Origin of the sequence: Pseudomonas sp. B10(2017), assembly GCF_002113295.1 — a bacterium.
Classification (GTDB): Bacteria; Pseudomonadota; Gammaproteobacteria; order Pseudomonadales; family Pseudomonadaceae; genus Aquipseudomonas; species Aquipseudomonas pudica.
The window spans coordinates 111,236-136,488 of the sequence record NZ_NEJU01000004.1; the positions used below are offsets into that span (position 1 = coordinate 111,236).

Annotated in this window: 21 protein-coding genes and 1 pseudogene; 7 read left to right on the forward strand and 15 right to left on the reverse strand. The window is 63.3% G+C overall.

Translation table 11 applies throughout. The features are described 5' to 3' along the window. Positions 1 to 49: 49 nt before the first annotated feature. Both CAF92_RS07140 and fdhD read right to left on the reverse strand, forming a co-directional pair. A complete protein-coding gene (locus CAF92_RS07140) occupies positions 50 to 2,395 on the reverse strand; it encodes an FdhF/YdeP family oxidoreductase (RefSeq protein ID WP_085599971.1) in 2,346 nt (781 codons plus the stop codon). Positions 2,396 to 2,400: 5 nt separating this feature from the next. Next, a complete protein-coding gene (fdhD, locus tag CAF92_RS07145) occupies positions 2,401 to 3,231 on the reverse strand; it encodes a formate dehydrogenase accessory sulfurtransferase FdhD (protein ID WP_046614522.1) in 831 nt (276 codons plus the stop codon). A 186-nt stretch (positions 3,232 to 3,417) separates the two neighbouring features. Between fdhD and lysM the strand changes: the two genes are divergently transcribed. Continuing rightward, complete coding sequence (gene lysM, locus CAF92_RS07150) at positions 3,418 to 3,858, forward strand: peptidoglycan-binding protein LysM (RefSeq protein WP_023661080.1); 441 nt, start codon at positions 3,418 to 3,420, stop codon at positions 3,856 to 3,858. 112 nt (positions 3,859 to 3,970) lie between these two features. Here the strand turns inward: lysM and yrfG are convergent, their stop codons facing one another. Next, a complete protein-coding gene (yrfG, locus tag CAF92_RS07155) occupies positions 3,971 to 4,633 on the reverse strand; it encodes a GMP/IMP nucleotidase (RefSeq protein ID WP_085599973.1) in 663 nt (220 codons plus the stop codon). Between the two features lie 64 nt (positions 4,634 to 4,697). On the opposite strand from yrfG, the gene nudE reads away from it, so the two are divergent. Next, positions 4,698 to 5,264, forward strand: coding sequence for an ADP compounds hydrolase NudE (gene nudE, locus CAF92_RS07160; RefSeq protein WP_015268611.1), 567 nt, complete (start codon positions 4,698 to 4,700; stop codon positions 5,262 to 5,264). After that, complete coding sequence (gene cysQ / locus CAF92_RS07165; protein WP_085599975.1) at positions 5,261 to 6,079, forward strand: 3'(2'),5'-bisphosphate nucleotidase CysQ; 819 nt, start codon at positions 5,261 to 5,263, stop codon at positions 6,077 to 6,079. Before nudE ends, cysQ begins: the two co-directional genes overlap by 4 nt. Positions 6,080 to 6,283: 204 nt before the next feature. On the opposite strand, the gene CAF92_RS07170 is transcribed toward cysQ, so the two are convergent. From CAF92_RS07170 to rfbC, 4 genes are read right to left on the reverse strand one after another with little or no spacing between them, the layout of a single operon-like run. Next, positions 6,284 to 6,739 (reverse strand): YiiD C-terminal domain-containing protein, encoded by a 456-nt coding sequence (locus tag CAF92_RS07170; RefSeq protein ID WP_046614518.1) that lies wholly within the window; start codon positions 6,737 to 6,739, stop codon positions 6,284 to 6,286. After that, positions 6,739 to 8,145, reverse strand: a complete 1,407-nt coding sequence (locus CAF92_RS07175) for a sigma-54 dependent transcriptional regulator (RefSeq protein WP_085599977.1) — start codon at positions 8,143 to 8,145, stop codon at positions 6,739 to 6,741. The genes CAF92_RS07170 and CAF92_RS07175 overlap by 1 nt, the downstream gene beginning before the upstream one ends. Continuing rightward, a complete protein-coding gene (locus CAF92_RS07180) occupies positions 8,142 to 9,956 on the reverse strand; it encodes an ATP-binding protein (RefSeq protein ID WP_025337341.1) in 1,815 nt (604 codons plus the stop codon). The genes CAF92_RS07175 and CAF92_RS07180 overlap by 4 nt, the downstream gene beginning before the upstream one ends. Positions 9,957 to 9,998: 42 nt before the next feature. Beyond that, positions 9,999 to 10,544 carry a dTDP-4-dehydrorhamnose 3,5-epimerase gene (rfbC, locus tag CAF92_RS07185; protein WP_085599979.1) on the reverse strand — a complete coding sequence of 182 codons (546 nt, stop codon included), beginning with the start codon at positions 10,542 to 10,544 and terminating at the stop codon, positions 9,999 to 10,001. 279 nt (positions 10,545 to 10,823) lie between these two features. Here rfbC and aguA point away from each other — a divergent pair, with 279 nt between their 5' ends. Both aguA and CAF92_RS27605 read left to right on the forward strand, forming a co-directional pair. Then, on the forward strand, positions 10,824 to 11,930 hold the full coding sequence (aguA, locus tag CAF92_RS07190; protein WP_046614514.1) for an agmatine deiminase: 1,107 nt from the start codon (positions 10,824 to 10,826) through the stop codon (positions 11,928 to 11,930). Positions 11,931 to 12,114: 184 nt separating this feature from the next. Next, positions 12,115 to 12,312, forward strand: a complete 198-nt coding sequence (locus CAF92_RS27605; RefSeq protein WP_080563721.1) for a hypothetical protein — start codon at positions 12,115 to 12,117, stop codon at positions 12,310 to 12,312. 133 nt (positions 12,313 to 12,445) lie between these two features. On the opposite strand, the gene CAF92_RS07200 is transcribed toward CAF92_RS27605, so the two are convergent. After that, entirely contained in the window at positions 12,446 to 14,524 is a 2,079-nt protein-coding gene (locus tag CAF92_RS07200) for a TonB-dependent siderophore receptor (protein ID WP_085599981.1), read from the reverse strand. A 504-nt stretch (positions 14,525 to 15,028) separates the two neighbouring features. On the opposite strand from CAF92_RS07200, the gene CAF92_RS07205 reads away from it, so the two are divergent. Continuing rightward, positions 15,029 to 16,348 (forward strand): OprD family porin, encoded by a 1,320-nt coding sequence (locus tag CAF92_RS07205; RefSeq protein ID WP_046614512.1) that lies wholly within the window; start codon positions 15,029 to 15,031, stop codon positions 16,346 to 16,348. A 134-nt stretch (positions 16,349 to 16,482) separates the two neighbouring features. Here CAF92_RS07205 and CAF92_RS07210 read toward each other — a convergent pair whose 3' ends face one another. The 3 genes from CAF92_RS07210 to CAF92_RS07220 all read right to left on the reverse strand — a co-directional run bounded on the left by CAF92_RS07210 (position 16,483) and on the right by CAF92_RS07220 (position 20,406). Next, positions 16,483 to 18,147, reverse strand: coding sequence for an FMN-binding glutamate synthase family protein (locus CAF92_RS07210; protein ID WP_085599984.1), 1,665 nt, complete (start codon positions 18,145 to 18,147; stop codon positions 16,483 to 16,485). A gap of 170 nt (positions 18,148 to 18,317) precedes the next feature. Continuing rightward, on the reverse strand, positions 18,318 to 19,685 hold the full coding sequence (locus CAF92_RS07215; RefSeq protein WP_085600144.1) for an ATP-binding protein: 1,368 nt from the start codon (positions 19,683 to 19,685) through the stop codon (positions 18,318 to 18,320). A gap of 1 nt (position 19,686) precedes the next feature. Beyond that, complete coding sequence (locus CAF92_RS07220; protein WP_085599986.1) at positions 19,687 to 20,406, reverse strand: response regulator; 720 nt, start codon at positions 20,404 to 20,406, stop codon at positions 19,687 to 19,689. A 140-nt stretch (positions 20,407 to 20,546) separates the two neighbouring features. On the opposite strand from CAF92_RS07220, the gene CAF92_RS07225 reads away from it, so the two are divergent. After that, positions 20,547 to 22,844, forward strand: a complete 2,298-nt coding sequence (locus tag CAF92_RS07225) for a TonB-dependent siderophore receptor (protein ID WP_085599988.1) — start codon at positions 20,547 to 20,549, stop codon at positions 22,842 to 22,844. A gap of 253 nt (positions 22,845 to 23,097) precedes the next feature. Here CAF92_RS07225 and CAF92_RS07230 read toward each other — a convergent pair. From CAF92_RS07230 to CAF92_RS07245, 4 genes and pseudogenes are all read right to left on the reverse strand, one after another. Continuing rightward, positions 23,098 to 23,304: pseudogene (locus CAF92_RS07230) on the reverse strand (DUF3079 domain-containing protein). A gap of 125 nt (positions 23,305 to 23,429) precedes the next feature. Next, a complete protein-coding gene (locus CAF92_RS07235) occupies positions 23,430 to 24,062 on the reverse strand; it encodes a hypothetical protein (RefSeq protein WP_256573699.1) in 633 nt (210 codons plus the stop codon). After that, a complete protein-coding gene (locus tag CAF92_RS07240) occupies positions 24,037 to 24,618 on the reverse strand; it encodes a DUF6036 family nucleotidyltransferase (protein WP_085599990.1) in 582 nt (193 codons plus the stop codon). The genes CAF92_RS07235 and CAF92_RS07240 overlap by 26 nt, the downstream gene beginning before the upstream one ends. 174 nt (positions 24,619 to 24,792) lie before the next feature. After that, positions 24,793 to 25,116 carry a helix-turn-helix domain-containing protein gene (locus tag CAF92_RS07245; protein WP_085599992.1) on the reverse strand — a complete coding sequence of 108 codons (324 nt, stop codon included), beginning with the start codon at positions 25,114 to 25,116 and terminating at the stop codon, positions 24,793 to 24,795. Positions 25,117 to 25,253 lie beyond the last annotated feature (137 nt).

Consider the following 25,253-nt stretch of genomic DNA (forward strand, 5'->3'; position numbering starts at 1 on the left):
TGGAACTCCTGTGGGAGCGGGCATGCCCGCGAAGAGGCCAACACCATTCCTACAGGATGCGCCCGTCGTCCCGCGCCCGCTCCAGCTTGATGGCGATGAACTTCGACGTCGGCGTATGGCTGCCATCGCCAATGCTTTCAAGCGGCACCAACGGGTTCACCTCCGGGTAGTACGCCGCCGCCTGCCCGGCCGGGATGTCGAAGGCCAGTAAAGTGAAGCCGTGCACACGGCGCACATGCTCATCCCCCCACAAAGACACGATGTCGACCTGCTGCCCCGGCTGGAAGCCCAGGCGGATGATGTCGGCTTCGTTGGCGAACAGCACCTCGCGCTGGCCACGCACGCCACGGTAGCGGTCGTCCAGGCCGTAGATGGTGGTGTTGTACTGATCGTGCGAGCGCATCGATTGCATGATCAGGTCAGGCACCTGCCCGCTGGCGCGTACACGCTCGTCGATCAGCGTGTCGGGCAGCAGGTTGGCCTTGAAGTTTGCGCGGCCGGTGCTGGTATTCCATTCACGGCTGGCAGCGCTGTTGCCCAGGTAGAAACCGCCCGGCTCGCGCAGGCGCTGGTTGAAGCCGCTGAAGCCGGCGATGGTGTCGCCGATCAGCTCGCGGATACGGTCGTAGTCAGCCACCAGCCAGTGCCAGTCCACGGGCTTCTTGCCGAGGGTGGCGGCGGCGATACCGGCGATGACCGCCGGCTCCGAGCGCATCTGCGTCGACAGCGGCTTCAGCTGGCCATTGGAGGCGTGGACCATGCTGAACGAGTCTTCTACCGTTACCGCCTGTGGCCCTTCTGACTGCAGGTCGATGTCGGTGCGGCCCAGGCACGGCAGGATCAGTGCCTGCTTGCCGTGCACCAGGTGGCTGCGGTTGAGTTTGGTGCTGATGTGCACGGTCAGCTCGCAGTTGCTCAGTGCCTGGGCGGTGCGCTCGGTGTCCGGCGTGGCCTGGGCGAAGTTGCCGCCCAGGCCGATGAATACCTTGGCCCGGCCGTCGAGCATGGCGTGGATCGCCTCGACGGTGTTGTGGCCATTGTGCCGGGGCACGGGGAAGCCGAAGCGCTGCTCGATGGCGTCCAGCAGGGCCACCGGCGGGCGCTCATTGATGCCCATGGTGCGGTCACCCTGCACGTTGCTGTGGCCGCGCACCGGGCACAGGCCTGCGCCTGGCACGCCGATGTTGCCGCGCAGCATCTGCAAGTTGACGATTTCCTGGATGGTCGGCACCGAGTGGCGGTGCTGGGTAATACCCATCGCCCAGCACATGATCACCCGCTTGCCACGGCAATACATGCGCGCGGCCAGTTCGATGTCGGCCAGCGCCAGGCCGGACTGGGCCTGGATGTGCTCCCACGGGGTGGCATCCACTACCGCCAGGTAGTCGTCGACGCCATGGCCATGTTCGGCAATGAAGGCGTGGTCGAAGACTGCTGGTTCGCCGTTGGCCTGGGCCTCGCGTTCCCATTGCAGGACGAACTTGGCCATGCCGCGCAGCAGCGCCATGTCGCCGCCCAGGGCCGGGCGGAAGAATGCGGTGTTCGTCGGCCGGTCGCTGTTGGTCAGCATTTCCAGCGGGTTCTGCGGGTGCTGGAAGCGCTCCAGGCCACGCTCCTTGAGCGGGTTGATGCACACCACCTGGGCACCGCGTTTTACCGCGTCGCGCAGCGGGTCGAGCATGCGGGGGTGGTTGGTACCGGGGTTCTGGCCCCAGACGAAAATCGCGTCGGCGTGCTCGAAGTCGTCGAAGGTGACGGTGCCCTTGCCGACCCCGATGCTCTGCCCCAAGGCCACGCCGCTGGCCTCGTGGCACATGTTCGAGCAGTCGGGGAAGTTGTTGGTGCCGTAGGCGCGCACGAACAGCTGGTACAGGTACGCCGCTTCGTTGCTGGCGCGCCCCGAAGTGTAGAACTCGGCCTGGTCAGGGCTGGCCAGCTTGTTCAGCTCGCGGGCGATCAGGTTGAAGGCGGCGTCCCAGCTGATTGGCTGGTAGCGGTCGCTGGGTGCGTCATAGACCATCGGCTCGGTGAGGCGCCCCTGGTACTCCAGCCAGTAGTCGCTCTGCTGCAGTAGCGAAGTGACGCTGTAGCGGGCGAAAAAGGCGGCATCGACGCGGCGCTTGGTCGCCTCCCAGTTCACGGCCTTGGCACCGTTCTCGCAGAACTTGACCATGCCGCTTTCCGGCGAGTCGCCCCAGGCGCAGCCGGGGCAATCGAAGCCGCCGTTCTGGTTGGTCTTGAGCAGCGCTCGAATGTTCTTCAGCGCGTTATCGCTGCCCACCCAGGCCTTGGCTACGCTGCGCAGCGCACCCCAGCCACCGGCGGGGCCGTGGTAGGGCTTGTAGCGAGGGGAAGAGGCTGGGGCGTTGTCCGGGAGGTGTTGGTACGAGGTCACGACTGTTAAGACTCCGCCGCTGGGCTGTAGACCCGCGGTGCGCTGTGCTTGGGCAGATGGATAAGGTTGAGGTTGTGCTTGCGTGCCCATTGCAGGGCAAGGCCGGTTGGCGCCGACAGGCTGACCAAGGTCTGGATACCGGCCCGCAGCACCTTCTGGATCAGCTCCAGGCTGCAGCGGCTGGTGACGATGGCCAGGCCACCCTGGCTGTCGATGCCCTGGCGCAGCAGGGCGCCGATCAGCTTGTCGAGGGCGTTGTGCCGGCCGATGTCTTCGCGGCCGAGCAGCAGTTCGCCGTGGCGATCCATGAACAGCGCCGCATGCACCGCGCCGCAGTGCTGGCCGAGAGGCTGGAAGGCATCGATGCGTTCACGCAGGCCGACCAACCATTGTGCCGGTGGCAAGGGCGCGCCAGGCAGCTCGGCCAGCTCTGGCAGCGCCTGCTCCAGTGCTTCGACCCCGCACAGGCCACAACCACTGGTGCCGGCCAGTTGGCGGCGCTGGTTTTTCAGGTTCCAGAACGCTCGGCTGGAAATCTCCAGGTCGGCGTACATCGCCGAGCCGCTGCCGGAGAGCTTCAGGTCGTAGATTTCTGCTGTGCCGTCGACAATGCCGCTGCCGACGCTGAAGCCGACGGCGAAGTCTTCCAGGTCGGTGGGACTGACCAGCATCACCGCCTGGTTGAGGCCGTTGTAGGCAATGGCCAGGGCCACTTCTTCGGCCAGGGGCGTGCTGTCGCGTCTGGCGTCATTGAGCTGGACGTAATCGTAGGTGTTGCTGGCGGCGGGCATGGTCAAGGGCGATGAGGCCGCGCATACCGGAGGTTTGCTGTTCATCGGGGCTGACTTTTCATAGGGGCTATCGGCGGCTTTCAGATAGCACAAGCCTAGGCGTGCGGGTCGGTGGCGTCTAATCGCTAGGGTCTATGCCTTGATAGACCGTGTCGATTGGGCGCATGGGGCGCCAGGGGGAAAGCTGGCCTAGACTGCTGTGTCCGAGGTTTCGTCAACAAGGAGAGCGCTATGAGCTTGTTCAGTTTCGTCAAGGAAGCGGGCGAGAAGTTGATCGACCTGCTGACCCCCGGCAATGCCAATGCCGAAGAGCAGTTGAAGAAACACGTGGAAAGTGTCGGCCTGGGCAACCCGAATATCACGGCCACCGTAGAGGGCGACACGATCATCCTCAAGGGTGAGGTGGCCAGCCAGGAGGAAAAGGAGAAGATCATCCTGGCGGCGGGCAACGTCGCTGGCGTGGCCAGTGTCGATGACCAGATCACCGTGACCGGACCGGTGGCCCAGGCCGCGCGGTTCGTCACGGTGGAGAAGGGTGATACGTTGAGCGCCATTTCGAAGAAGGTGTATGGCGACCCGAACAAGTACCAGAAGATCTTCGAGGCCAACAAACCGATGCTCAAGCACCCGGACAAGATCTATCCGGGGCAGGTGTTGCGTATTCCTGACTGATATCTACAGCCTGTACCGGCCTCTTCGCGGGCTCGCCCGCTCCCACAGGTACAACGCCAGCCGTGAATGTGGCGCTGTACCTTTGGGAGCGGGCATGCCCGCGAATGGGGCCTCACAGGCCGACCAATAGCTCCCGGTAATCCTCGACCGCCGCAAACTCTTCGGTATCCCGCGGCCCTGCCTGGCTATCCGGCTGGCGCACCGCCAGCAGATGCCCCACGCCAAACCGTCGTGCACTGCGCAGAATCGCCAGGGTGTCATCGATGAACAGGCTGCGCTCCGGTTCAAAGCCGATGTCCGCCTGCAATGCGTCCCAGAACTGCGGGCTTTCCTTCGGGTAGCCATAGTCATGCGAGCTGATCAGCCTTTCGAAATACGGCGCCAGCTCCACCCGCTCCAGCTTCAGCGACAGCGAATCCCGGTGCGCATTGGTGATCATCACCACGCGCTTGCCCGCGTTGCGGATCGCGGCAAGGAACGTATCGGCATCCGGGCGCAGGGCGATCAGGTCGGCGATTTCCTGTTTCAGCTCGCGGATCGGCAGCCGCAGTTCGCGGCTCCAGAAGTCCAGGCAATACCAGTTCAGCGTGCCGGCATTGCGTTCGAACAGCGGCTGCAGCTCCATTTCCGCCATTGCCCGGCTCACCCCGTGCAGCTCGGCGTAGCGCTGGGGCAGGTGGTCCAGCCAGAAGCGGTTGTCGTAATGCAGGTCGAGCAGGGTGCCGTCCATGTCCAGCAGGACGGTATCGATGGCAGACCAGGGAAGAACAGGCATGGGAAACTCTCGATCAGTCGGCAAGCCACGGTATAGTAACCCGTTCACGCCAAGGAGCCGCCCCATGCGCCAGAAACCCACCGTCCTCAGCCGCGAAATCGTCGCCAGCAGCCGCCTGTTTCGCGTCGAAGCCGTGCAATTGCGCTTCAGCAATGGCAACGAGCGTACCTACGAGCGCCTGGTGGGCCGGGGTAATGGCTACGGTGCGGTGATGATCGTGGCCATGCTCGATGCCGAGCACGCGGTGCTGGTGGAGGAATATTGTGGCGGCACCGATGAATACGAGCTGTCGTTGCCCAAGGGCCTGATCGAGCCGGGCGAGGACGTGCTGGCGGCAGCCGACCGGGAGCTCAAGGAAGAAGCCGGTTTTGGCGCGCGCCAGCTGGAGCACCTGACCGAGCTGTCGCTGTCGCCGGGCTACATGAGCCAGAAGATCCAGGTGGTGCTGGCCAGCGACCTGTACGAGGAGCGCCTGGAGGGCGACGAGCCGGAGCCGATGCGGGTCGACAAGGTCAACCTGCGCGAACTCTCGGCCCTGGCCATGCACCCGCAGTTTACCGAGGGGCGTGCGCTGGCGGCGCTGTACCTGGCGCGTGACCTGCTGATTCAGCGGGGGCTGCTGGAAGCATGAACGACCTGCAATTGATGCACGAAGTGGTCAAGCTGGCCCTGTTGGCGGGGGACGCGATCTTGCCGTTCTGGCGTGCCGATGTGGCCGTGACCAACAAGGCCGACGATTCGCCGGTCACCGCCGCCGACCTGGCGGCGCACCGGGTGATTGCCGATGGCCTGCTGGCGCTGGCGCCGCAGATCCCGGTGCTGTCCGAAGAGGACTGCAACATTCCGCTGGCCGAGCGTCAGGGTTGGAGCCGCTGGTGGCTGGTCGACCCGCTGGACGGCACCAAGGAATTCATCGCCGGCAGTGAGGAGTTTACGGTCAACATCGCCCTGGTCGAAAACGGCGAGGTGGTGTTTGGCGTGGTTTCCATGCCGACCAACGGGCGCTGTTACTTCGGTGGTCGCGGGTTGGGCGCCTGGCGTGCCGAAGCGGGTGAGGCCGCCCAGGCGATCCAGGTGCGCAACGCGCCGCCGGCGGGTGGGCGTTTCACCGTGGTTGCCAGCCGTCGCCATTCCAGCCCGGAACAGGAAGCCTTGTTGGCCGGGTTGGGGGCTGCGGTAGGTGAGCTGGAGCTGGCTAATATCGGCAGTTCGTTGAAGTTCTGCCTGCTGGCCGAGGGCAGCGCCGACTGCTATCCGCGCCTGGCACCGACCTCGCAGTGGGATACCGCAGCGGCGCAGGGCGTGGTGGAAGGGGCTGGTGGGGAGGTAATCGGGCTGGATGGCTTGCCGTTCCGGTACCCGGCGCGGGAGTCGTTGCTCAACCCGTATTTCCTGGCGTTGCCGGCAAATGCTGCGTGGCGCCAAGCCTTCCTGAGCCTGATCTGACGGGTATCATCACACTCTGTTGGAGCTGAGGACTTCAGCTTCGCCGCCTATATCGCCGGGGCCGCTTTGCGGCCCATCGCCGGCAAGCCAGCTCCCACAAGTACTGCGCAGACCTTCAGCATGGCGCTGCACCTGGCTTGCCGGCGATGGGCTGCGCAGCAGACCCAACAGCACTAACTGACTGGCATCAGTACTTGCCCGCGGTCAGCGGTGCAGCACGTACTGGCCGCTGAAGGTAACAGCAGGCTCGTCACTACCGGCATTGCTCACCGTGGTCTCCAGCGTCAACCGTGCCCTCCCGCGGCGCTGGTACATGGTCAAGAACCGCTCCCAGGTCTTTTCATCCGGCGCCGCACAGCGCGCCACCGCCGCCCCGGTAACCGGCAGCGGATAACTGATCTGCCCTTCCTGGATGACGATATGTCCGTCATCGATCCCCAACTCGCGCAAGCGCAGGTGCAGCCAGCCCCACCCCACCAGCACCGCGGCGCAGTACAGGCTGCCGCCGAACATGGTGCTCTTGTGGTTGACGTTGGCCGCCAGCGGCAATTGCAGGCGCAGGGTGTGCTGCTGCCAATCGAGCACTTCCAGGCCCATTTCGCGGGTCAGGGGGATGTCGCCGTGCAGGACGGACTGAAGGTGCTGGCTTTCGGTATTCATTAACGGATGTCCTCTTGATCGTCATGCCCGCCGCTACCGCCGTCGAAGCTCAAGCCATGCTTGCGCAGCTTGTCGTGCAGGGTCTTGCGGGGGATGCCCAGCGCCTCGGCCAGGCTGCGCATGGAGCTGTGTGGCTGGGCCAGTTCGGCCGCGATCAGCGAGCGTTCGAACTGCTCGACCTGTTCGCTGAGGTTGCCGCTCGGCATCGGTACCGCAGGCATTGCCGCAGGTGGCGCCTGGCCGTCCAGGGCCAGTTCCAGGCCAAGGGCGAAACGCTCGGCGGCGTTCTGCAGCTCGCGTACGTTACCGGGCCAGTCGTGACGCAGCAGAATGGCGCGCTGGGCCGGCTGCAGGGCGTGTGGCGGCAGGCCATGGCGCTGGCTGGCGGCGTCGGCGAAGTGCTGGAACAGCACCAGGATGTCATCGCCACGTTCGCGCAGCGGTGGAATACGTAGCGGCGCCACATTCAGGCGGTAATACAGGTCGGCACGGAAGCGCCCCTGGTCGGCTGACTGGCGCAGGTCCTCCTTGGTCGCGGCGATGATGCGGATATCCAGCGGGATCAGCTGGTTGCCACCCAGGCGCTCGACCACCCGTTCCTGCAGCATGCGCAGCAGTTTCACCTGCACATCCAGGCTCATGCTCTCGATTTCGTCGAGGAACAGCGTGCCACCGTTGGCGAACTCGAACTTGCCGATGCGGCGTTTCTGCGCACCGGTGAACGCCCCGGGCTCATGGCCGAACAGCTCGCTTTCGACCACTGACTCGGCCAGTGCGCCGGCATTGATCGCCACGAACGGCCCGTCGCGGCGGCTGGACAGGTCGTGCAGGGCACGGGCCACCACCTCTTTGCCGGCACCGGTCTCACCCAGGATCAGCACATCGGCGCGGGTGCCGGCCAGTGCGCCGATCTGCTCGCGCAGGCGCTGCATGGACGGCGACTGGCCCACCAGGCGGGTGGCCAGTTGCTGGCGGTCGCTCAGGGCCAGGCGCAGGCTGCGGTTGTCCAGTACCAGGCGGCGCAGGGCCAGGGCGCGACGCACGCTGTCCAGCAGGGCGTCGCTGGCAAAGGGCTTTTCCAGGAAGTCGTAGGCCCCGGCGCGCATCGCTTGCACCGCCAGCGGTACATCGCCGTGGCCGGTGATCAGCAGCACCGGCAGTTCGTTGTCACGGCCGTGCAGTTGTTCCAGCAGCTGCAGGCCATCGATGCCCGGCATGCGGATGTCGCTGACCACCACGCCGGGCCAGTCGGCCTCGATGCGTTCGGCCAGGCCCTGGGCATCGGCCAGGGCGACCACCTTGAGCCCGGCCAGGTCCAGGGTCTGGCTCAGTGCCTGGCGCAGGTGCGGGTCATCATCGACCAGGATGATCTGGGCTCGGCTGTCGATCAGTGTCTCGGTGGTCATGCCGAGGGGTCCTCCGAATTGGGCAAAGTAGCGCCAGGCGCGGCCACACGCAGCTGCAGGGTCAGCAGTGCGCCACCCTCCGGGTGGTTGGCCAGCAGCAGCTCACCGCCCAGGGCGCGCATCAGGCTTTCGCAGATGGCCAGGCCCAGGCCCAGGCCCTGGGTGCGGGTCTTGGTGGTGAAGAACGGCTCCTTGGCGTGCTCCAGGGCCTGGCGGCTGAAGCCGGGGCCGTTGTCGCGAATGTACAGGTAGACGCAGTCATCGCGCTGCTCGGCACTTAGCCACAGGCGGCGCGGGTTGGCCTTCTCGGTCAGGGCGTCGAGGGCATTGGCCAGAAGGTTGCCAAGCACCTGGCGCAGGCGGGTCTCGCCGGCCTGTACCCACAAGGTGGCTTCCGGCAGGTCGCGGATCAGCTCGACGGCCATCGCCCGGCGGCGCTTGGCCAGCAGCGCCAGGGCATCGTCCAGGGCCGGCTGCAGGGCCACGCTCTCCGGGGCATGGCGGTCACGACGGGCGAAGGCGCGCAGGTGGGCGATGATCGAGGCCATGCGCCCGGTCAGTTCGCCGATCAGCTTGAGGTTGCCGCGGGCGTCTTCGGTACGCTGGTGGTCAAGCAGGATCTCGGCGTTTTCCGCGTAGCTGCGGATGGCGGCCAGCGGCTGGTTGAGTTCGTGGCTGATGCTGGCCGACATGGTGCCGAGTACCGACAGCTTGCCGGCCTGCACCAGTTCGTCCTGCGCGCGCACGGCCTCCTGCTGGGCGTTTTCGCGCTCCAGCACGGCGCTCTTGAGCCGGGTGTTCAGGCCTTCGAGATCGGCGGTGCGCTCGGCTACTCGTTTTTCCAGCTCCTGGCGGCCACGTGCCTCGAAGTCGATGCGGTCGATGTAATGACGGCGCCGCTGCATCACCAGGCCGGCCAGCAGCATAAGCACCAATAGGGTGCCAGCGCCGATGGCCATCACGGTTTGCACCGAACGGTCGACCAGCATGCGCGGGGCGAGGATGCTGACCTGCCAGCCGGTTTCCTTGATATCGCGGGTCTGGCTGATCCAGGCGTCCTGGTTGAGCACCAGCGGCTGCGGGGCCTGGGTCGGGTAGGGCTGAATGGCGATGATGGCCTGGCGCTCGGCCTCGGTCAGTGCGCGGGTCGCACGGAAGCGCCAGTCGGGCCGGGAGGTCAGGATGACCACGCCATTGTGGTCGGTCAGCAACAGCTGCTCGGGTGTGCGGCCCCACAGGGTTTCGGTGTGGTCGAGGTCGACCTTGACTACCAGTACGCCAACGATGCGTTCACGGTCACGCACGGCGGCGGCAAAGAAGTAGCCGCGCTTGGCCGACGTGGTGCCCTGGCCGAAAAAGCGCCCCAGGCGGCCGGCCATGGCTTCGTTGAAGTAGGGACGGAAGGCGAAGTTGCGGCCAACGAAGCTGTCGCGCTTGTCCCAGTTGGAGGCGGCCAGGGTGTTGCCGCTGACGTCCATCAGGTACATCACCTCGGCGCCGGTCTGCTGGACGATGTCCTTGAGCAGGCGGTTGGCGTTGGTCACCGCTTCCAGACGGAACGGGTCGGCCAGCACCCCGCGCAGGGCCGGCAGGTCGCCGAGTATTTGCGGCAAGGTTTCGTAGCGGTGCAGGGTACCGAGCAGGTTGGCGACGTACAGGTCGAGGGTCTGGCGGTTCTGCGAGGCCAGTTCTTCCTGGTAGTAGCGTTCGGCCAGATGGTGCAGGGGCCACAGTAACGGGGCCAGGCACAGGGCCAACAGGGCCAGGCTGCGCCAGCGAGGACGGCGTGGGGGCGTGGGTTTTGCAATCATCACGTAAAGGCGCCAGAAAAGTCTGCCGCAATTATGCGCTAGTTAAGGCAGCAGTTCCGCCTCTGCCAGTGGCAGGCCGAGCTTGTCCTTGTCCGACAGCACTGGTGGCTGCTGCAGCCCCCAGTCGATGGCCAGCGTCGGGTCATCCCAGCGGATGCAGCGGTCGGCGCCCGGGTTGTAGTAGTCGGTGGTCTTGTAGAGAAACTCGGCCGACTCGCTCATCACCGCAAAGCCATGGGCGAAGCCGGGCGGAATCCACAACTGGCGATGGTTTTCGGCCGACAGCTGCACCGCGACCCATTGGCCGAAGGTTGGCGAGCTTTTGCGCACGTCCACGGCAATATCACGGATTTCCCCCTGCACCACGCGCACCAGCTTGCCTTGGGTGTTTTCCACCTGGTAGTGCAGACCGCGCAGCACACCCTTGATGGAGCTCGAGTGGTTGTCCTGGACGAACTCGACATTCACGCCGGTTTGCCGGGCGAACTCACGAGCGTTGAACGCCTCGAAGAAAAAGCCACGGCTGTCAGCAAAAATCTTCGGCTCGATGATCAGTACTTCGGGGATCGCGGTAGGGATGATGTTCATGGCGGTTCGCTGGCCCGTTCTGCTCATGTATTGACCCTAGCCGGTCTGGCCGTTTTTTCCGCCTTGGGCTTCAACGGCATTCACAAGTGCTGGCTATGGTAGAGGTCGTGCCGCTTTGATTCTCGACCAAGGTTGCGCATGTTTCGATTGTTATCGATTTAATGGCGGTATTCGGTCATAGATTTCCTGATTATCGGGCTTCAAATATCGATATATATCGGTTATAAATTGACAAACGCCCCAGCACAGTCCGGCTCAGGGCCATCACAGAGGTCAATCATGAAAACCCTCAACTCCACTCCCCGTGCCGATGGTTTCCACATGCCCGCCGAGTGGGCCCCGCAAACCCAGGTATGGATGGTCTGGCCGGAGCGCCCTGACAACTGGCGCCTGGGCGGCAAGCCGGCGCAGGCTGCCCATGTGACACTGGCCAAGGCGATTGCCCGCTTCGAGCCGGTAACCGTCGCGGTGTCCGCTGGCCAGTACGAAAATGCCCGTCGTCAGCTCGACCAGCCGAACATCCGCGTGGTCGAGATCAGCAACGACGACGCCTGGGTGCGTGACACCGGCCCGACCTTCGTCATCAACGACCAGGGTGAGGTGCGTGGCGTGGACTGGGGCTTCAATGCCTGGGGCGGCTTCGATGGCGGCCTGTACGCACCGTGGAACCGCGACGAGGAGCTGGCAGCCAAGGTCCTGGAAATGGAACGCTGCCAGCGCTACCAGACCGAAGGCTTCGTGCTCGAGGGCGGCTCGATCCACGTGGACGGTGAAGGTACCGTGATCACCACTGAGGAGTGCCTGCTCAACCGCAACCGCAATCCGCATCTGAACCGCGAGCAGATCGAAGCGGTGCTGCGCGACCATCTGGCGGTGGACACCGTGGTCTGGCTGCCGGATGGCCTGTACAACGACGAGACTGACGGCCACGTCGACAACTTCTGTTGTTACGTGCGCCCGGGCGAAGTGTTACTGGCCTGGACCGATGATTCGAACGACCCCAACTATGCACGTTGCCATGCCGCCATGGAGGTGCTGAAAAACACCCGCGATGCCAAGGGCCGCGAGTTCATCGTGCACAAGATGCCGATCCCGGGCCCGCTGTTCGCCACCGCCGAAGAGTGTGCCGGTGTCGATCAGGTGGCCGGCAGCCAGGAGCGTGACCCGTCGGTGCGCCTGGCCGGCTCGTACGTGAACTTCCTGATCGTCAACGGCGGCATCATCGCGCCAAGCTTCGACGACCCGGCAGATGCCGAGGCCAGAGCGATCCTGGCGAAGATCTTCCCCGACCACGAGGTTGTGATGATCCCCGGTCGCGAGCTGTTGTTGGGCGGTGGCAACATTCACTGCCTGACCCAGCAGCAGCCGGCGCCGGTCAAGCGTTGAGCGCACGGTGAATGAAGGGGCCCGTCGGATGACGGGCCTTTTTGTTTCCAAGGCTGTCCTCAGGCCTGTGCTGGCATACGTTTTGTATTGTTTTCAGTCAGATAGCTCGGCCATGCCGAACTCTCGGATCTGTAACAATCCTTACGTAAATTAGCCGCTCACGGGCCAGGGAGTACGTGTAGAAATGAACGCAGCAAGTGAGTCGGCTTTGCGCCCATCGGCAGTGAATCACCAATCGCTCAGGCTTGTGGCGAAGTGGTTGAAACACCATGGAAGCATCAGGGTCAGGACGACCGACCCACGACGTCTGCTTGCCGGACGATATCCCCAAGGGCTGATCAGCGAAGCAGAAATGCAGGCGCTGATGGCGGTGTGGCACTGATCGAATCGGTATTACCTGTACCGGCCTCTTCGCGGGCATGCCCGCTCCCACAGATACTTCACAGGCTTCGAGGCATGTGGTGCCCCTGTGGGAGCGGGCGAGCCCGCGAAGAGGCCGGCACAGGCGCTAGAGATCAGAAGCTGTAGCTGCCAGTCACCACCAGGCTACGGGGGTCACCCACCTGGATCTGCGCCGCACTGGTCGCAGAGCTGTAGTAGGTCTTGTCGGCAATGTTGCTCAGCGCCGCTCGCACATCCCAGTCATGCGTGCGGTACCCAGCCAATGCATCCCAGCGGCCATACCCCGGTAGCACCGTGGTGTTCTGGTTGTCCGCATAACGCTCGCCCACCAGCGTCAGGCCGGTTTCGGCGTACCAGCCCAGTTCCGGTTTCCAGGTCACGAACAGGCTGCCGTTGCGCTTGGCCACATCATTGATGCGGTTGCCTTCCTGGCCGTTGTTGTCCTTGACGATGGTCGCATCCTGCAGGCCGATGCCACCGCGCACGTACCAGTTGCCGACGATATTGCCGGTGGCGGTCAGTTCGATGCCGCGCGAACGCTGCAAGCCGCTGAGCAAGATGTTTTCCGGGACAAGCGGGTCGCGGGTGCGGCGGTTGTACAGTTCCAGCTCGTAGATGGCCAGAGTGGTGGTCAGACGCTGGTCGAGCCAGTCGCTCTTCACGCCGATTTCCTTCTGGCGGGTTTCTTCCGGCTTGGCGTCGTTACCGTTGCCCTTTGCGCCCGGGGTGATACCGATCAGACCGCCGCCAACCGGCGAGAATGTCTTGCTCCACGAGACGTAGAACGAATGGTCGCGCCACGGTGTGTAGACCACACCCAGGCGTGGGCTGGTGCTGTTGCTGTCCTGTGTTTCGCGCACGCCATCCTTGTTGGTGGTCTGCACGTCGAACTGGTCGAAGCGTACGCCGGCAAGAACCTGCCACTGATCGTTCAGGCGGATCTGGTCTTGAAGATAAAGGCCGCGGCTATCGACCACGGTATGGTTGTCACTAAACAACGTCATTGGGCCATTGAGCTGCTGGTTGCGGCCGGGCTTGCCCAGGCCCTGCAGTTTCTGGTCGACCGCTTTGTACAGCACCGGGTCGCGCTTCTGGTTGCCGAATTCCAGGCCCAGCAATAGCTTGTGCTCCAGGCCCAGGGTGTCGAAGTCGCCCTCGGCTTCCAGGGTGTTGAACAGGTTGCGGGTGTTCAGGTCCTGTTGCCAGCGCTGGCGGGTCAAGGTGTCGGTGCTGGCGTCGTAGCCCGTGACGTAGGTGTTGTCGAACTCACTGTCGAGCTTGAACAGACCCAAGGTATGGCGCAACTGCCAGGTTTCGTTCAGCTGGTAGTTCAGGCGCGAGCGCAGCGACTGGGCGCGGTCGTCGATGTAGTCGCGCTGGGTGTCGCCATAGGTGGTGCTGCGGCTGACATCGGCCGGGCGGCCGTTGACCCCGGGGATGCCACGGTCCGGGGTGCGGTTGTAGCGGCTGTATTCGTATTGCACCAGCCAGTTCAGGTCGGGGGTGACCTGCCAGCTGATCGACGGGGCGAACAGTTGGCGGCTGCCGTCGATGCCGTCGCGGAAGCTGTTGTTGTCCTGGTTGCCCATGTTCAGGCGCAGGCTGACGGTATCGCTGGGGTCGGCACTGAGGTCGGCATACAGGCTGCGCAGGTCCTCGCTGCCGGCCTGCGCCTCGATGCTCGAACGGCGGCCGTGCTCCGGCGCCTTGCTCACCCGGTTGACGATACCGCCCTGGCTGCCACGGCCATAAAGCACCGCTGCCGGCCCCTTGAGCACTTCGACCCGCTCGATGTTATGCAGGTCGCGGACGTACTGGCTGTCGTCGCGAATGCCGTCCAGATAGAAGTCGTTGCTGGCTTCGAAGCCGCGGATGCGCACGCTGTCGAAGCGGGTGTCGGCACCGCTGCTGACGTTGGGGATGCCTTCCAGCGCCTTGCCCAGGGTGTTGCTGCCGTAATCCAGCACGTTGACGGTCTTTACCGTGTCGATGGCCTGCGGCACATAGCGTACTGGCGTCGAGGTGCGGGTCGCGGTGCTTACCTCCTTGACCCGCGGGTTGTCCTCTTCGCGCTCGCTGTCGGCGGTCACCGACAGTTCCGGCAGAGTGGTGGAGGCGGCACTGGCCAGGCCGGCGCCGCACAGCAGCGGCAGGCCAAGGGTAAGGGGTAAAAGACGGCAGGGTACAAGCATGGGCACATCCGGATCGAGCAGGTGAAAAAGAGATGCGGATGGTAATGCTTGTTATTTGCTCTTGCTTGGGTATTTGTAAATGGTTGTCATTACATCTGTGTCAGTTTGTTTCGCTCTCTGCCGCGCCGCATTTTCCTGTAGGAGCAGCCTTGAGCTGCGAAAGCGTCCTCACAGGAAATTGTCCGTTCGATCAAAAGGCGATTTCCCACACAAGATAAATTGTCCGCTGATAGCGCAAACCCGCATGGAAATGCACCAGACACGCGGGCTATTTTGGTTATATCAACCTGCATTTCACGACTTTTTGACATTTGTAATCGCACACAGCTAGGATTCGGCCAACGCCTGCTGGCCATGATCTTGGCCATGCTGCTGCCAGAGGCCGCCGTGTGATTACCGGCAGGCCTTCCAGTCTGGATCCGCATAGCGTCGAACCTACGAAGGGGCGTTGGTTCCTGGCGTCATATTGCAGAGCGTTTTTGATTAAGAAATAAGGAAAACAACATGTTGAAAACCAGGATCAGCCTGGTCGCCCTGGCGATGGTCGCCGCGACCCAGGCACAGGCCAATGATCAGGCCGACAGCAAAGGCTTCATCGAGGACAGCCACGCCAACGTCCTGCTGCGTAATGCCTATATCAATCGTGACAAGAAGCACGGCACCGACGACCAGATCGAATGGGGCCAGGGCGTCATCGCCAACTTCTCCTCCGGCTTCACCCAGGGCACCGTCGGTGTCGGCGTCGATGCATTCGGCCTGTATGCCGTGCGTCTGGACGGCGGCAAGGGCCACAACGGTGGCGCCGGTGTCGACTTCTTCAAGCCTTCGGACTTCAAGGACGAGAACGGCAACGCCAACTCGCCGCACAACCTGGCCCGTGGTGGCGCTGCAGTGAAGTTCCGCATCTCCAACACCGTGCTCAAGTACGGTGACCAGATGCCGGCACTGCCAGTGCTGCAGTACGACGATGCTCGTCTGCTGCCAGAAAGCTTCACCGGTACCCTGATCACCTCCAAAGAGATCCAGGGCCTGGAACTGAACGCCGGTCGCTTCACCCAGGAAGCGCGCAAGAGCGCCGAGCGCCGTGACGGTGGTGGCCTGAAGTCGATCAACGTCCTTGGTGGCAGCTACAAGTTCACCGACAACTTCACCGCTTCGCTGTACACCGCCGACAACGAAGACGTGATGAAGAAGCACTACCTGGGCCTGAACTACGTCTTCCCGATCGCCAGCGACCAGTCCCTGACCCTGGACTTCAACGGCTACAAGTCGGACATCGACGACAAGTTCGTGAAATCCGCTGGCCTGAACGGCGACTCCAACACCATCTGGAGCCTGGCAGCCACCTACGCGTACGGTGCGCACTCGTTCACCATCGCCCACCAGCGCAGCACCGGCAGCACCGGCTACAACTACGGCTGGTACCAGAACGAGGGTGGCGTGGGTGACGGTGGTTCGACCATCTACCTGGCCAACTCGTACTGGTCCGACTTCAACGCCGAAGACGAGCGTTCCTGGCAGCTGGGCTACGGCCTGGACTTCGGTGCCTACGGCATCCCGGGCCTGACCTACAAGCTGGCCTACGTGGTGGGTGACAACATCAACACCCGCAACGTCGCCAACCCGCAGGGCTTCGGTGAAGGTAAAGAGCGCGAGATCTTCAACCAGATCCGTTACGTGGTGCAGGACGGCCCGGCCAAGGACCTGTCGATCAAGCTGCGTAGCTCGTTCGTGCGTACCAACAACGCCGTGCAGCAGAACGGTTACAACGACGACGGCAACGAAGTCCGCGTATTCGTCGAGTACCCGATCAGCATCTTCTGATCCTGATCTGATGGCCTAGGGGCTGCTTTGCAGCCCATCGCGATACAAGGCCGCTTCCACATTGATCGGCATGCGCAGGACCATTGTGGGAGCGGCCTTGTGTCGCGAAAGGGCCGCAAAGCGGCCCCCGGCTTTCACGCCGGCTCCACTGCCCTGCGCCGCAACCCGGCAACCTTCACCTCTCCCTCCCCAGTCTCCGGCGCAAAGCTGTCACTGCGCGCCATCCGCCACATCCGCGCATAAAACTCGCTTTCAATCGAGCCACTGAGCAATTCGCCCGGCTTGAGGAATGTGTGCAGGTCCGAGAACAGACCGATTTCGCTGGGGCTGATACGCCGCGCCAGGTGTTTGGGCTTGAGTTCCGAAGGGTGTTCCAGGCCCGCGGCAGCCAACATTTCGGCCAGCGCATGCAGCGTGTTGCGGTGGAAGCTGGCCACCCGCTCGGCCTTGTCCGGCACCACCAGGGCGCGTTGGCGCAGCGGGTCTTGCGTGGCCACGCCGGTCGGGCACTTGTTGGTATGGCAGCTCTGCGACTGGATGCAGCCAATGGCGAACATGAAGCCGCGCGCGGAGTTGACCCAGTCCGCCCCGATGGCCAGCACGCTGGCGATGTCGAAGGCGCTGACGATCTTGCCTGCCGCGCCAATGCGGATGCCAGCGCGCAGGTTCAGGCCGACCAGGGTGTTGTGCACGAACATCAGGCCCTCGCGCATCGGCACGCCCATGTTGTCGCTGAACTCGCGTGGCGCCGCCCCGGTGCCGCCTTCCTTGCCATCGACGACGATGAAGTCAGGAGTGATGCCGGTGGCAAGCATGGCCTTGGCAATGCCCATGAACTCCCATGGGTGGCCCAGGCAGAATTTGAACCCCACCGGTTTTCCGCCCGACAGCTCGCGCAGGCTGGCCACGAACTGCAGCAATTCGACCGGGGTGCGGAAGGCACTGTGCGCCGCCGGCGAGATGCAATCCTCGCCCACGCGCACGCCACGGGTGGCGGCAATCTCGGGGCTGACCTTGTGCCCCGGCAGGATGCCGCCGTGGCCCGGCTTGGCGCCCTGGCTGAGCTTGATCTCTATCATCTTCACCTGTGGCGAGCGCGCCTGCTCGGCGAAGCGCTGCGGGTCGAAGCGGCCGTCCTCGGTGCGGCAGCCGAAGTAACCGCTGCCGATTTCCCAGATCAGGTCACCGCCATGTTCGCGGTGGTAAGGGCTGATGCTGCCTTCGCCGGTGTCATGGGCAAAACGGCCCATGCGTGCACCGCGGTTGAGGGCCGCGATGGCGTTGGCACTGAGGGCGCCGAAGCTCATGGCCGAGATGTTGAAGATCGACGCCGAGTAGGGCAGACGGCATTGCGGCCCGCCAATGGCGATGCGGAACGATGCCGGGTCTGGCGTGGCCACTGGCAGCATGGAATGGCTGATGAACTCGAAGCCGGGCTTGTAGGCATCGTTGAGGGTGCCAAAGGCTTTCTCGGCACTTTCGTTCTTGGCCCGGGCGTAGACCAGCGAACGCTGCGAGCGAGAGAACGGCAGCTTGTCGTCGTCGCCCTCGATCAGGTACTGGCGGATTTCCGGGCGGATGGTTTCGATCAGGTAGCGGATGTTGCCCAGAATCGGGTAGTTGCGGCGCACGGCGTGGTGGCTTTGCCGCAGGTCGTTCAGCCCGACCAGGCTGAGCAACGTGGTGATCAGTGTCAACGGCCACAGCCAGGCATGCTGGGGTAGCAGCGGCAAGCTGGCGAAGGAGAACAGCAGGCAGAGAGCGAGGCAGGCGTAGCGGCTGGGTAGAGAGTGTTTCATGGGTCCATCGCAGGCAGGATGACCGGGCATAGGATAGGCAAAGGCGGGGAGGGGAAAACCTGGGTAATCGGTAAAAGACTGTTACCTGATTGTGGTTGTGTTGCCTGTGCTGGCCTCATCGCCGGCGATGAGGCCAGCCCAGGTGGTAAAGTTCCTGTCCCACAAAAGTGTTAGCGAGGCAACAAAACGCTGACCCGCAACCCACCCCCCTCGCGGTTCGCCAACAGCAACTCGCCCCCATGGCTGGCAGCAATCCGCTGGGCAATGCTCAACCCCAGCCCGTACCCCCCGGACGCCTGGTTGCGCGACCCTTCACCGCGCACGAACGGGTCGATGATGGTCGCCTGCAGGCTCGGAGCAATCCCCGGGCCGCGGTCATCGATATGGATGAACACCCCCGTGGTCGCCTGCTCAAGCGTGACCGAAACCTCCTTGGCATAACGCAACGCATTGACCAGCAGGTTCTGCAGGCAACGCTGCAGCAGCAGGGCATCGACCCGCAGGCTACCCGCCTGGCCATGCACCGGCAGCGGCTCTTCAGCAGTGGCCAGCTCCGCGCACTGGCGCACCACCAGCCGGTCCAGGTCCACCTGCTGCAAGTTCTGTTGCTCCCCCGCGCGCAGGTAATCGAGCACCTGGCCGATCATGTTGTCCATCTGCGCAATGTTCTGCCGCAGGCGTTTCCGGTTTTCGTCGTCCGGCAGGCGCTCCAGGCGCAGGCGCATGCGCGTCAGAGGGGTGCGCAGGTCGTGGGACACCGCCGCCAGGAAGTGGGCCTTGTCGTTGACCATCGCGATCAGCCGCTGCTGCATGGCGTTGAAGGCCTGGGCCGCCTGGCGCACTTCCTCCGGGCCATCCAGCGCCAAAGGCGGCTGCTCGAGGTTGCTACCAAGACCGCGCGCGGCATCGGCAAGGCGCCGCAACGGGCGCAGGCACAGGCGCACGGCGATCAGGCACACCAGCAATACCGCGACGATGCGCAGCGCGTACACCCGCAACAGGTAATCGCTGATCAGCACCCAGGCCGACTCGCCGCTCCAGCCTTGCAGTTCCTGGCCCTCGATAGTCAGCCAGTGCCCATCGGGCAACGGCACCGCGAACTGCAGATGCGCCTGGGCCGTGCGAAGGCCGAACAGGCTGCGCCAGACGATCGGCTGGCCGTGTTCATCGGTCAGCTGCACCTTAATCAGGCGCACGTCCTGGGCATGCCCCAACTCGTACTCGAGGGCCTGATGCAGCAACAGTTCGATACGCCTGCGCCCACGGCGCTCGTCCTGCACCGGCGTGGGCAGGGTTTCGCTGCAACGCAGCTGGTAATGCGCTGGCGCCTGCAGTGCACCGGCACGGCAGTCGGCCTGGGCGATCAACGGCGCGCTGCGTGCGGCAATCAGCCGGACAGGGGCCTCGAGTACCTGGGCAAAACGCACATCGAACCAGATGCTGCTCGACATCAACTGGATCAGCACGGTGCCGCTGACCATTATCAGCAGCAACTGGCCGAACAACGTGCGTGGCCACAGCCGGCGCAGCCAGCGCATGTCAGGCATCGGCCCCGTTGGCGGCGATGCTCAGCAGATAGCCTTCGTTGCGGATGGTGAGAATTTGCGCGGTACCCGCCGGCGCATGGCGCAGGTGCTGGCGCAGGCGGCTGACGCACATGTCCACCGAACGGTCGTCTGGCAGGTGGTCGCGGCCGAACGCACTGCGCGTCAGCTGGTCGCGGGATACTACGCGGTTGTTGGCTTCCAGCAGCTCGCGCAATACGCGGTAGTCGGAGCGGGGCAGGGTCAGGGTCTCGCCATCGGGGCGGGTGAGCAGGCGCTTCACATGTTCCAGGCGGAAGCCGGCGAACAGCTGGGCATCTTCTACCGGCTCTTCGGCGGGCGCATCCAGGCGTTGCGGACGACGCAGCACGGCCTTTATCCGGGCGATCAGCTCGCGTGGCTCGAAGGGCTTGGACAGGTAGTCATCGGCACCCACCTCCAGGCCGATGATGCGGTCCAGCGTGCTGCCCTTGGCCGACAGCATGATCACCGCCAGCCCCGGCGTGGCTTGCAGCTGGCGGCACAGGCTCAGGCCGTCTTCGCCTGGCAGCATCAGGTCCAGCACTACCAGCTCCACCTTGTGTCGGGCCAGTTGCTCGCGCATCTGCTCGCCGTCAGCCGCTGCCAGCACGTTATAGCCTGCATCTGTCAGGTAATCACAAAGAAGTTCGCGGATCTCGTCGTCATCGTCGACAACAAGCAAAGTTGTGCTCATGCGCGGAAACACCTGTTCGGTGAGGGCCGGTGGCGCTCGTTACGTTCGATTACATCCCCGTACAAGCCGGGGCTGGAGCCCGGGGGGCCTATCCCTAGAATCCTAACAAAAAATCATCTGCAAATACGAAGCCTTCCCAAATGAACTCCGAGAGCAACCCGAACGCCTTCCCCTCCATCAGCCGAGGCGGCACGCGCCTCAAACCACTGGCACTGTTCATTGCCATGGCCGTCAGCGGTGGCGCGATGGCTGCCGACAGCAAGCCCCTGGAACTGGAAGCCACGCAAATCGAAGACAGTGCCCTGCTGCCCGCCGACGAAGCCGGCCAGCTGGGTTACACCGTCGAAAGCACCCGCAGCTCCACCGGCCTGGCCCTGACGCCGCGCCAGACGCCGCAGTCAGTCACCACCATTACCCGCCAGCAGATGGATGACCGCGACATCCACACCATCGAGCAAGCGCTGGAGACCACCCCAGGCGTGACCGCAAGCAAGTCCGAAGTGGGCGGGCGTACCGACTACCGAGCCCGTGGTTACTCAATCAGCAACTGGAAGGTCGATGGCCTGCAGTTCCAGGGCGGCTCCGACTTCAGTGGCGGCGGCAACGCACTGAACATGGACCTGTACGAGCGCATCGACATCGTGCGCGGTGCCAACGGCCTGCTGGGCGGTACCGGCGACCCGTCGGCCACCGTCAACCTGATCCGCAAGGCACCGACCAAAACGTTCGGCGGTAGCGCATATGCCACCTACGGCAGCTGGGACAAGCGCCGCCTGGGCGCCGACCTCAACCTGCCGCTGTCCGAAGACGGCCGCCTGCGTTCGCGCTTCGTGATGACCCAGCAGGACGCCAACTCATTCCGCGACAACCAGTCCGAGCGCTCCCGCGCCGCGCTGGCCAACTTCGAGTTCGACCTGGACGACGCCACCACCCTCGGTGCCGGCTACCAGTACGAGTACAACAAGATTGTTGGCGGTGGCTGGGGTGCGAACATCCCGATCTGGTACCGCGATGGCAGCAAGACCGACCTGCCGCGCAGCACCAACGTGGTACCCAGCTGGAGCTTTGGCGAGTACACCACCCGCACCGCGTTCGGCTCGCTGGAGCACCGCTTCGACAATGACTGGACGCTGGACCTGAAAGCCGCCCAGAGCACCGCCGAAACCCTCAACCACCGCGGCCTGGCCAAGGTCAACTCGGCGGGCCGTGGCAGCTACGGCGGCTACTGGGACCAGGATGGCAGCGGTGCCGTGCTCAACGGCTTGCACAGCTCCACCGACACCACCCAGCAGTCGGCGCAGATCGACCTGTCCGGCCCGTTCCAGCTGTTCGGCCGTACCCACCAGGCGATGGTTGGCTACAACGACAGCCGCACCGTGGCCTGGTCGCCGGAATACACCTGCACCATGGTTGGCGACGGCATGGCCAGTGCGCCTGCGCTGGGTTGCCAGTTCCGCGCCAACAACGGCTTCCCGTTGACCGACTGGCGCAATGGCGTGGATGACGACTACAACATCATCGCCTCGCGCACCGGCCGCCACAGCAAGACCACCACCCGCCTGCAGGGCATGTACGCGGCAACCCGCCTCAGCATCACCGACCCGCTGTCGGTCATCCTCGGCGTGCGCACCAGCAACTACTCGGCCACCACCCGCAGCGTGGCCGGCGCACGTACCAGCCAGGAAGAGAACGGCATCGTCACCCCGTACCTGGGCGCCGTGTACGACCTCAACGACAACTACTCGCTGTATGCCAGCTACACCGACATCTTCACCCCGCAAACCGCTGAAACCAGCAACGGCAGCAAGGTCGAGCCGATTCGCGGGCAAAGCTACGAGACGGGTATCAAGGGTGAGTGGTTCGATGGCCGCCTGAACGCCTCGGCGGCGTACTTCCGCACCAAGCAAGAAAACAAGGCAGTGCTCGACGGCGACCTGACCACCCCCACCGGTGGCGACGCCTACAAGGCCGGTTCCGGCCAGGAAACCGACGGTATCGACCTGGAAATCGCCGGCGCCCTGACCCCCAGCTGGAACGTGTACGCCGGCTACACCTACCTGCACTTCCGCCGCGTCGACAGCGACGGCCGCAGCGACCCATCGCACCTGTTCAAGGCCTCGACCACCTACCGCCTTTCCGGCCCGCTCGACCGCCTGACACTGGGCGCCGGGGTTGCTGCGCAGAGCAACATCCGCGCAATCTCCAGCCCGGCGGGCCAGCCGAGCAATGGTGTGAGCAACGGTGCCACTGATGTGAATTGGTCCGGTTATGCCATCTGGAATGCCATGGCCAAGTACCAGCTGACCGACGACACCAGCGTCAGCCTCAACGCCAATAACCTGTTCGACAAGCACTACTACACCCGCTACGGGTTCTATGCCGGGGCGATTTATGGTGATCCACGCAATCTGTCGCTGACGGTCAGCACGGCGTTCTGATCAAACGCACCTGGGGCTGCTGCGCAGCCCATCGCCGGCAAGCCGGGCTCCCACAGGTACTTTGGGAGCGACTACCTTGCTCAATTTCTCACAGGTGGCGCGATCCCTGTGGGAGCGGGCGCGCCCGCGACCACGGGCGAAGCCCGTGGCATCCACCGCAGCACCTGATTCGCTGGGGCTGCACCAGGCTCAAGGCATGCACTGTACCTGTCGGAGCCCGGCTTGCCGGCGATGGCCCGCAAAGCCGCCCATTTCACCTGGGCCCAGTCCCTTGCTCGCGATCAATCGGCTTCGCCAGCCGGTCCTCGAAACTATCCCAGTCCTCACCAAACAGTTCCATCGGGTGCATGGTCCGACTCGCGCCATTGCCACAGGCCAATGCCTTGGTCGGGCAATACAGGTCACAGCCTCAGCAGATGCGCTCCGGGTGGCTGGGGTTTGTGGGGAATTTCTTGGCCATGGTTTCCTTCCCTCAAGGGCTGACTGATCTCAGGCTATGCTGCGTGCCGGCGTCAGGCTTGATTGAGATCAATCTTGGGGAGGAGTACAGCCACTACAAACCTCAACTGACCCAACTTTGCCGGATCAGTGGTGAGGGGGACGCGTTGCCAACTGGGCATAGCCGTTCGGCAGATGATGGGCATCTACAAAGTGCCGGGTTTGCAGTTCTAGCACCATGTTCATCAGACTGGATACGGGCTCAGCCACGCCCCAGGTAGCAGCAACCTTGTCGTAACGGTTTACCGCTTGCGCCTTTTCTACCTGTTTGCCATTCAGATCTTGAGCCAGGTCCCTCCAGCGGGTGACCAGCTTCTTCATCTGCTCGGCTTGTGCCGGCTTCATGCATGGAAAACGGCGAAGCCGGTCAACCAGATACATCAGGCGCCGCTTCCTTACGGGGGCGAGCCTTGGCATGTTCAAGCGATTTTCCAATGCTTCGCGCATATCCTCGTTTCTGTACCAGAAGAGGAGAGCGAAAGTCTCGGCAACGGCTTTGTCGAGCTTGTCCAGCGAGGTTTTTGTAGCTTGAACGACCAGGTGCTCGAGTGCCTGACGGGTATGTTGATCAGAGGGGGGCATGTCAGAGGACACAAGCGCCCAGAGTTTTTCTAGCGAGTAATCGAGCGGGGAGGTGTCGCAATGCCGGCCCCCATGCGCCGTATTCGAGGGCACAGTCATCGCCTCACTGGTATTACTGGCCCCACTCTCGCGCTTCATCGAGAATCAACCTCAGGCAGCTGGTTACGGCGCTTCTATCACAGGGGTAATAGTCGATTGCCTCCTTGGCAAGCCTATCAAATTCCTTGAGGTTCAGCTTGCCTGACCTGATAAGCAGATTGATGTCATCCTGGTCGCGTTCGGTGAATCTCCCAAGTTTTGAAATGGCGAGGTCGATCGGGTGAGCTATGAAAACCTGTAAAGGAGAGCACTCCTGGCCGGGAAGGAGGATTGCCCGCGCATCGTAGTCTTCATGCAAGGGGCATAGCGAGTTATTGAATTGCTGGTCGAATACGACGGACAGGTCCAGACCATCCTGTTCGTAGTCTTCCGGCGCGGCATAAACTGCCCTTATTTCGTCCCTGAGCAGGTGTTCGCTGGCCTGAATCTCCGCATCGATATCCGCACTGCCGCGGGCATTCGTCAGCATGTGCAAGGCGCACCCGCCAAAGACATAGATCTTGACTGTTCCCGAACGCCGCCCAGCCAGTAGAGGCAAGGCTCTGTCGAAGAGCTGGCGCACGGCCTGCGCCAAAGGGGTTTGCAGGTGCAGCATGAGGCAGGGCTCCTGAGGTTAGCAGGGCACTTTACTCATGGATGGCACAAGAGTTGTTTCGTTGAAACATCGCTTTGCAAAAAGCAGAGTTGTGGCTCTTTAGCATGCTGTGCGTAGGCCCTGTGCTACGTCTTTATTGCTTAAACACGAGCTGCGGAAAATGGGGTACAGGGTTTAGCTGCCAGGCGCTTGAGTGATCATGATCTGCGGCGGTGAACCGGCATCGTTCGAGGGCAGGGTGAGGCTCGTGCGAAAGTCGAGCTTGTCGAGCATGTCCATCATGGCGTCTAGGGTGAACTTCTCGATCTTGCCATTTGCAAGCTCGGATATTCGGGCTTGGGTTACGTTCAGCCTGATCGCAGCATCATGCTGCTTGAGGCCCATTTTTTTGATGCAGTCGGTGATGAAAATGGACAGGTCCATTTTCAAGGCCATTTTGCTGGCTGTGTCTGTATCGTGGGTGGCGTGGAAAGGGCTTTCGTGGAATTGAAGCGCCATTGGCTTTCCTCGACAGGAATATCTAAAATTTACGATAAATCGTGGCGGGGCTAGGTGGGCGAGTCAAAGCGTTTATGTTGGAAGATGTGTCCGGTCTCAGGCTGCACTCTTCTTTGGGATCGTTGGGGGCCGCTGCG